The following is a 5,876-nucleotide window of genomic DNA, read 5'->3' as shown; positions in this document are numbered from 1 at the left end:
TACGTTCGGACGGGATAACCGCTGAAAGCATCTAAGCGGGAAGCCCCCTTCAAGATGAGATCTCGCTGGGAACTTGATTCCCCTAAAGAGCCGTTTAAGACTAAGACGTTGATAGGCTGGGTGTGGAAGCGCTGTGAGGCGTTGAGCTAACCAGTACTAATTGCTCGTGAGGCTTGACCATATAACGCCAAAGGCGTGTGGGAAGCATGTGTAAAGATAAAATTACAGACTAGCGCTTGTTAACACAGACAAAGACAAACGATACCACCAAAACCTTCATCAAATCCATGTTGTGACAGTTTACGCTTGGCGACCATAGCGAAATGGAACCACCTGATCCCATCCCGAACTCAGCAGTGAAACGTTTTAGCGCCGATGGTAGTGTGGGGTTTCCCCATGTGAGAGTAGGTCATTGCCAAGCACCTAATAGAGAAACCCCGGTCACGCTGTGATCGGGGTTTTTTTTATGCCTGTGAAAAATAAAAGCTGTGATCTTTTTCATTCTGAACAGAGTGGCTGCTTTATTGTATTTTGTTGCGGACAAACTAATTTATTAAAAATGACGAAGCATGCTTCTTTAGTTTTTTAAATTGGTGTTAAATACTCCTTTAATAACATTTTATATTTGAGTTGATATGTATTCTGAAGAAGATGTACGTCGTTTATTGTGGCAAAGTCGTCGAGGCATGCTTGAGCTTGATCTTTTGTTTGAACCGTTTGTTAAAGAGGCGTTTCGGGATTTGCCAGAGGATGATCAGGATCGTTTTGTGAATCTTTTGGCTTGCGAAGATCAGGATATTTTTCTCTGGGTAATGGAAAGGGAAGTGCCACAGGATCCCGATTTACATAAAATCGTGCGAATTATTTTAGATCGTGTTCAGCCCTCTTGATATAGCCATCAAGCCTTCGAGCTATTTTCGGGCTTTTTATTTCAGTTGCTTGATAATAGCTTTGTGTGCCGTGCTCTATTCTAATATTTCGCTACTTTTCTTATTGTTTTCGGCCGCGTTGTTGCTTGTCTTAGCTTGCCTTCCTTTCGGCAAGCCTCAAGTAATGCGTCTTATTTGGGATTTAGATAGACAGTCAATAAAATTGTTGCGCGCAGATGGAAGTTGGCACGATGGCTTGATGATCCAAAAAATACATTTACTGCCTTATTTATTTTCTTTCAGAGTAATCACGAAGTCCGGGGAAAGAATCACAATAGGGATCTTTCCTGACTCAGTTTCGGGTGAGGACTTAAGGCGATTGAAAGTGGCGCTGAAGTTGGGGAAAATGGCCTTGGTGTCTAAGGCCATTCATAGTTAATGGGAGTTAGTATCGTATCACGAGGTTCTGGTCCCTGGTCTGGGTAATCAAGTGTGTAATGTAGCCCTCGGCTCTCCTTGCGAAGCGCTGCAGAACGAATGATCAGGTCTGACACTAATGCTAAATTGCGTAATTCTAACAAATCTTTACTGATCTTATAGTTTGAGTAGTACTCGGTAATTTCTTGTTGCAATAGATCGACTCTATGTTTGGCTCTGCGCAAACGTTTGTTGGTTCTGACTATACCAACATAGTCCCACATGAAGCGCCTTAGCTCATCCCAGTTGTGCGAAATAATCACATCTTCATCTGAGTCCGTTACCTGGGACTCGTCCCAATCAGGGATGTATGCCATGTCTAGGCTTTCATCGAGTCGGCTGCGAATATCATTGGCCGCTGATTCGGCGAAGACAAGGCACTCCAGAAGTGAATTTGAGGCAAGCCTGTTCGCGCCATGCAGGCCCGTGAAAGAGGTTTCACCAATAGCGTAAAGTCCGTTTAAATCCGAATGTCCTTGTTGGTCGGTCATAACGCCGCCGCAGGTGTAGTGCGCCGCGGGTACTACAGGAATAGGATCTTTTGAGATATCTATTCCTAGTTTGGAGCAACGCTCGTAAATAGTAGGGAAGTGCTCAAGGATAAAACTTTTCGGCTTATGAGAAATATCAAGATACAGGCAGTCGCTTCCCAGGCGTTTCATTTCATGGTCAATTGCGCGGGCCACAACGTCTCTGGGGGCTAGTTCCCCTCGCTTATCAAATTTATCCATAAAGCGTGTTCCGTCGGGCAGGAGTAATTTACCTCCTTCGCCCCGAACTGCCTCAGTAATGAGAAACGATTTTGCTTGAGGGTGGTAGAGGCAGGTGGGGTGGAATTGGTTGAACTCCATATTAGCCACACGGCAGCCTGACCTCCAGGCCATGGCGATACCATCGCCGCTGGCGCCATCAGAATTGCTGGTGTAAAGGTACGCTTTTGACGCACCGCCAGTTGCTAAAACAACAAACTTTGCCTTTAAAGCGTTGACATGGCCTGTTGAAGAATCAAGGACGTAAGCGCCCAGGCAGCGATTATTGGCGCGCTTGAGTTTGCGTCTGGTGATAAGGTCTACGGCTGTGCAGTGTTCAAAAAGATGGATGGAATCGTGCTCTTTTGCGCGACTTATCAAAGTTTCTTGCACGGCTCTGCCGGTGGCATCAGCGGCATGGATGATGCGTCGATGCGAATGCCCCCCTTCCTGCGTCAGATGGTAACGTTTACCATCGCGGCTAAAGGGCACGCCTTGTTCGATAAGCCATTCGATGGATTGCCGTCCATTTTTCACGGTGAATTCGACAGCATCATTGTGGCTTAAGTGAGCGCCGGCCGTTAGTGTATCTGAGACATGATCTTGTATCAGATCGCTTTCATCAAGCACCGCTGCTATGCCGCCTTGTGCAAGCCAGGTCGACCCGCTTGTCAGGCTGCCTTTGCTGAGTACTGCTATTTTTGCAGAATCTGCCAGGCGTAGCGCCAGAGAAAGCCCGGCTGCGCCGCTTCCAATGATAAGGATATCAAATTCTTGTTGCATGCTAGTACATCAATTCCGTTGTGTCGGGCGTCTATTATGCCGTTTTCTCTGTAATGACGTCATGTATTTTATCCTGATTAGATAATGAACTATTATTTATACGCTGAGTCATATTGGTAGTTTGTAAAAAGCTGAGGGTTGCATTTAAGTAGAATCCGGTTACATACTGCGCTGTTTATAGTATCCGTTGTTTTCGGGTAGGTTTTTGTTCTTATTGGTGATAAGGATTAGTGGTGTCGAGTGAGAACCAGACGGATATCGACCAACAGTTGGTAGAGAGGGTTCAGGCCGGGGATAAGCGTGCTTTTGATCTTCTTGTTGGTAAGTATCAGCACAAAATTATTGGTTTAGTCGGTCGTTATGTATATGACCACCATGAAGCAATGGATATTGCACAGGAGGCTTTTATAAAAGCGTATCGTGCATTGCCTCGTTTCAGGGGGGATAGTGCTTTTTATACATGGCTTTACAGAATTGCTATCAATACAGCTAAAAATCATCTGGTATCCAGAAGCAGAAGGACCCCCGATGTGGATGTGGATGTGGCGGATGCGGAATATTTTGATGGCGGAGACGAATTAAGGGAACTTGAGAACCCAGAAAATAGTCTATTTAGAGACGAGTTAGAATTAGTTGTCAAAAAAGCCCTGGATCAGCTTCCACAGGATTTACGTTCGGCACTGACGCTGCGTGAATTTGATGGAATGAGTTATGAAGATATCGCATTAGTTATGGACTGCCCTGTGGGAACAGTTCGTTCGCGGATTTTCAGAGCCAGAGAGGCGATTGATAAACAAATAGCACCGCTGATGGAGTGATGCTGTTGGTATTTAAGTTGATATTTAACATGAAGGTCCAATGATGAGGTGTATATATGAGCGATGAGTCTAACGAGTCGCTTTCCGCGTCCCTTTCGGCGGCGATGGATGGTGAGGTTTCATCTTTTGAACTACGCCGGGTGCTTGCGCGTATTCAGGATAAAGAAGGCCTTGATTGTGAGCAGTCTCTTAATAAATGGCAACGTTACCACCTTGCTCAACAAGCAATTCATGGTGAAGGCATTAACCAACAGGCAATGAATATAGATCTGGTTTCCAGAGTGAGTGCGGCGCTGGAGAGCGAAAAAGTTCAGCCAGCTGTCCAGTCACCGGCTGCTAAAACGCCCGAAGATACGGAGCAGCATGCATGGTGGAAGCCAGTGGTCAGTATGGCCATGGCGGCTTCTGTGACCGCTGTCGTAATACTCGGCGGTCAGCAGTTTATAAGCAATGATGCAGCAGTTGACGGCTCCTTCAGACAAGCTTATACCATTCCGAGTGTTCAGAGTTCGAAGGATTTTGTGCGTGCGCAGTACAGTAATTACTCTGCACCGAATAAAGGCGTTACCGGTAGCTCCGGTGAGCCAGAAGTTATCCGTCTGTCACAGGGATTGAATCGTTACATTGATCAGCATCGTCACTTGCTAAGTTCTAGTCAGCCTGCATGGCAAACTGATTGGTTGCCTGAGGGTTATCAGCAGGTTCGTCATGAAGTCATGCCACATGCCGAAGTGATGGTGTTTAGTAATGGTAAGCACTCTGTTTCTATCAGTATTGAGCCGTTGGGGCGTCAAAGTGTTCCTTCAGGCGTAGTGCAATCAGATAATATCGTGGCTGTTGGTCGCGCCACAGAAAATGGTTTCGTTACTGTGGTCGGAGATGTTCCATTGATGATTGCTGATCGTATAGCAGCTTCTGTGAAATCAGTTCGTTAATTATGATCGAAGAGTATGCAACGGTAGTCAGTGTCATCGACGGGCGAGTGCTAATAGAATCTGAACGAAGCTCTGCATGTGGGCAGTGCCAGGCAAAGCAAAGTTGCGGACAAAAAGCTATTTCAGAGTGGGCTGCCTCTAAAATGACGCAGTTAGAAATTGATAATCCGGCGAAGATTCCAGTGGAAACGGGTGACAGGGTTGTTGTCGGTATCGATGAAGGCAGTTTTTTAAAAGTATCAGCTTTGATGTATTTGTTGCCGCTGCTGTTGATGGTTTTGCTGGGAGGCTTGGCTGAATATCTCGAATATGCTGAAGCCACTATCATACTGACTTCATTCGTTGGTCTTTTGGTCGGCTTCTCAGGCGTAAAATTGTGGAGTCAACGGCTTGATAATCGCTCCCGGTTTAACCCTGTATTGCTCAGGATTTCTTAAATTGTAAAGGGATAGTTAAATCATGAAACGTTTTGTGATTGCATCTTTTTTGTTGCTGTCGATGGTCGCGTCGCCTGTAAAGGCTGAGCTACCCGATTTTAAAAGTCTGGTTAAAAAAGCGGCACCTGCTGTTGTTAATATCAGCACGATACAGAAGAAAAGCAGACATTCCCTGCCGGGGTTTGATTTTAAAGGACCTAATGGAGAAGAGATACCTGAGATTTTCAGGCATTTTTTTCGCTTTCCGGATCAGGATCAAACGCCTGACGCCCCCTCCCAGAAAGCACCTCAATCACTAGGATCTGGTTTTATTATTAGTACTGATGGTTACATTCTTACTAACCATCATGTGATCAAAGGTGCGGATCAGGTTTTAGTGCGTTTAAATGATCGTCGCGAATTAGACGCGGAAGTTGTTGGCTCGGATGAACGCTCAGATGTGGCTCTTTTGAAAATCGATGCCAGGGATCTGCCAGTTGTGAAGTTTGGTGACTCGTCGACGCTGGAGGCGGGTGAGTGGGTGTTGGCGATAGGGTCGCCATTTGGATTCGATCATACGGTGACGGCTGGGATAGTCAGTGCAACAGGCCGGGCGTTGGAAAACGAAACCTATGTTCCATTTATTCAGACAGATGTCGCTATCAACCCTGGTAATTCCGGTGGTCCGCTATTTAATCTGGAAGGGGAAGTGGTAGGTATTAACTCACAGATATATACGCGCTCTGGTGGTTTTATGGGGTTATCTTTTGCTATCCCTATTGATGTAGCGATGAATGTATCTGCACAGTTACAGTCAGATGGTTTTGTG

General features: G+C 45.9%; 7 protein-coding genes and 2 rRNA genes. 8 read left to right on the top strand and 1 reads right to left on the bottom strand.

Annotation, left to right across the window (positions count from 1 at the left end):
• The 4 genes from ABY436_RS18475 to ABY436_RS18460 all read left to right on the top strand — a co-directional run.
• Positions 1–181, top strand: a 23S ribosomal RNA gene (locus tag ABY436_RS18475); the annotation flags it as partial.
• 124 nt (positions 182–305) lie between these two features.
• Positions 306–421 (top strand): 5S ribosomal RNA (rrf, locus tag ABY436_RS18470).
• Positions 422–635: 214 nt separating this feature from the next.
• Complete coding sequence (locus ABY436_RS18465) at positions 636–890, top strand: succinate dehydrogenase assembly factor 2 (protein WP_372740399.1); 255 nt, start codon at positions 636–638, stop codon at positions 888–890.
• Positions 874–1,308, top strand: coding sequence for a protein YgfX (locus ABY436_RS18460; RefSeq protein ID WP_372740398.1), 435 nt, complete (start codon positions 874–876; stop codon positions 1,306–1,308). The genes ABY436_RS18465 and ABY436_RS18460 overlap by 17 nt, the downstream gene beginning before the upstream one ends.
• On the opposite strand, the gene nadB is transcribed toward ABY436_RS18460, so the two are convergent.
• A complete protein-coding gene (gene nadB, locus ABY436_RS18455) occupies positions 1,289–2,878 on the bottom strand; it encodes an L-aspartate oxidase (protein ID WP_372740397.1) in 1,590 nt (529 codons plus the stop codon). The genes ABY436_RS18460 and nadB overlap by 20 nt on opposite strands.
• Positions 2,879–3,111: 233 nt before the next feature.
• Between nadB and rpoE the strand changes: the two genes are divergently transcribed.
• From rpoE to ABY436_RS18435, 4 genes are all read left to right on the top strand, one after another.
• Positions 3,112–3,696, top strand: coding sequence for an RNA polymerase sigma factor RpoE (gene rpoE, locus ABY436_RS18450; protein ID WP_090728144.1), 585 nt, complete (start codon positions 3,112–3,114; stop codon positions 3,694–3,696).
• A gap of 56 nt (positions 3,697–3,752) precedes the next feature.
• Positions 3,753–4,631 carry a MucB/RseB C-terminal domain-containing protein gene (locus ABY436_RS18445; protein ID WP_372740396.1) on the top strand — a complete coding sequence of 293 codons (879 nt, stop codon included), beginning with the start codon at positions 3,753–3,755 and terminating at the stop codon, positions 4,629–4,631.
• Between the two features lie 2 nt (positions 4,632–4,633).
• The gene (locus ABY436_RS18440) at positions 4,634–5,068 is read left to right on the top strand and encodes a SoxR reducing system RseC family protein (RefSeq protein WP_372740395.1); all 435 of its coding nucleotides are present in this window, start codon (positions 4,634–4,636) and stop codon (positions 5,066–5,068) included.
• 22 nt (positions 5,069–5,090) lie between these two features.
• Positions 5,091–5,876: trypsin-like peptidase domain-containing protein (locus tag ABY436_RS18435; protein WP_372740394.1), on the top strand; the 786-nt coding region annotated here is incomplete at its 3' end.

It is taken from the genome of Neptunomonas sp. (assembly GCF_041601355.1).
Taxonomy (GTDB): Bacteria; Pseudomonadota; Gammaproteobacteria; order Pseudomonadales; family Balneatricaceae; genus Neptunomonas.
Note: the sequence above shows the minus strand (reverse complement) of the source record. Positions and strands in the feature narration are given on the sequence as shown.

Excerpts from the sequence above, each read along its gene's own strand:
- ABY436_RS18465 (WP_372740399.1), top strand. The coding sequence starts at position 636 with ATGTATTCTGAAGAAGATGTACGTCGTTTATTGTGGCAAAGTCGTCGA.
- nadB (WP_372740397.1), bottom strand. The coding sequence starts at position 2,878 with ATGCAACAAGAATTTGATATCCTTATCATTGGAAGCGGCGCAGCCGGG.
- ABY436_RS18445 (WP_372740396.1), top strand. The coding sequence starts at position 3,753 with ATGAGCGATGAGTCTAACGAGTCGCTTTCCGCGTCCCTTTCGGCGGCG.
- ABY436_RS18440 (WP_372740395.1), top strand. The coding sequence starts at position 4,634 with ATGATCGAAGAGTATGCAACGGTAGTCAGTGTCATCGACGGGCGAGTG.